2 protein-coding genes are annotated in these 835 nt (G+C 72.2%); one reads left to right on the top strand and one right to left on the bottom strand.

The features are described from left to right. On the bottom strand, nt 1-365 hold a 365-nt coding region (locus AC1DY2_RS20240), incomplete at its 3' end, for an IMP dehydrogenase (RefSeq protein ID WP_476764045.1). A 148-nt stretch (nt 366-513) separates the two neighbouring features. Between AC1DY2_RS20240 and AC1DY2_RS20235 the strand changes: the two genes are divergently transcribed. Then, nucleotides 514-835 (top strand): 2-oxoglutarate dehydrogenase E1 subunit family protein (locus AC1DY2_RS20235; RefSeq protein ID WP_476764044.1); only part of this gene is annotated, 322 nt, incomplete at its 3' end.

The following is an 835-nucleotide window of genomic DNA, read 5'->3' as shown; positions in this document are numbered from 1 at the left end:
ATGCCGTGGCCGGCGACGGGCGGGAGCACCGCCAGCGCGTCGGCGACGGTGTCGTCGGGCGAGAACGCGTGGGGCGTGTCGAACCGGGGCGACTGCGCCTTCACCCAGCGGATCGCCTCGGCGAGGGCCTGCAGGTGCAGGTCCTGCGGCAGCACGCCGAGGCCGCCCCGGCGGGCAAGCGTGACGGCCAGCCGGGGGCCGGTGATGGAGTTCATGTTGGCGGACACGATGGGCACGCTGGCGCCGGAGCCGTCGTCGGGAGCGAGCGAGACGTCGAGCCGGCTGGTGACGCCGGATCGGCTGGGGACGAGGAACACATCCGAGTAGGTCAGGTCGTGGCTCGGGGCCGTCCGGTAGAACTCCATGCGCCCCACGCTACCGCCGCAAGGGCGGCGCCCGACCTTCGCAGAGGGGTTTAGGCTTGTGTGGGTGATCGGGCACGGTGTGCGTGCGCGCACGGGCCGATCGCCGGCAGAGAAATCCAGCATCAATGGAGAGAGTGGGCGAGAGGCTGTGTCGAGCCAATTGACCGGGTCGGGATCCGAAGAGACGACGGCGGGCGAATACGGAGCCAATGAGTGGCTCGTCGACGAGATGTACGAGAAGTACCTCGCCGACCCCGATTCCGTCGACAAGACCTGGTGGCCGGTCCTCGAGCACTACCGTCAGGTGCGCACCGGTGCGGTCGAGGGTGGCCTGAACGGGCAGCCGGATGCCGCGAGTCCCACGTCCTCCGAGGCCTCCGCCGCCCCGTCGACCACGACGTCCGAGGCCGCCGCGCCCGCGGCATCCGCCCCCGCGCCCGCGGCCCCCGCCCCCGCGCCCGAGGCGCCCG

The sequence above is a fragment of the Agromyces sp. P1_H4 genome (assembly GCF_056405255.1).
This window is presented reverse-complemented; position numbering and strand designations above follow the sequence as displayed.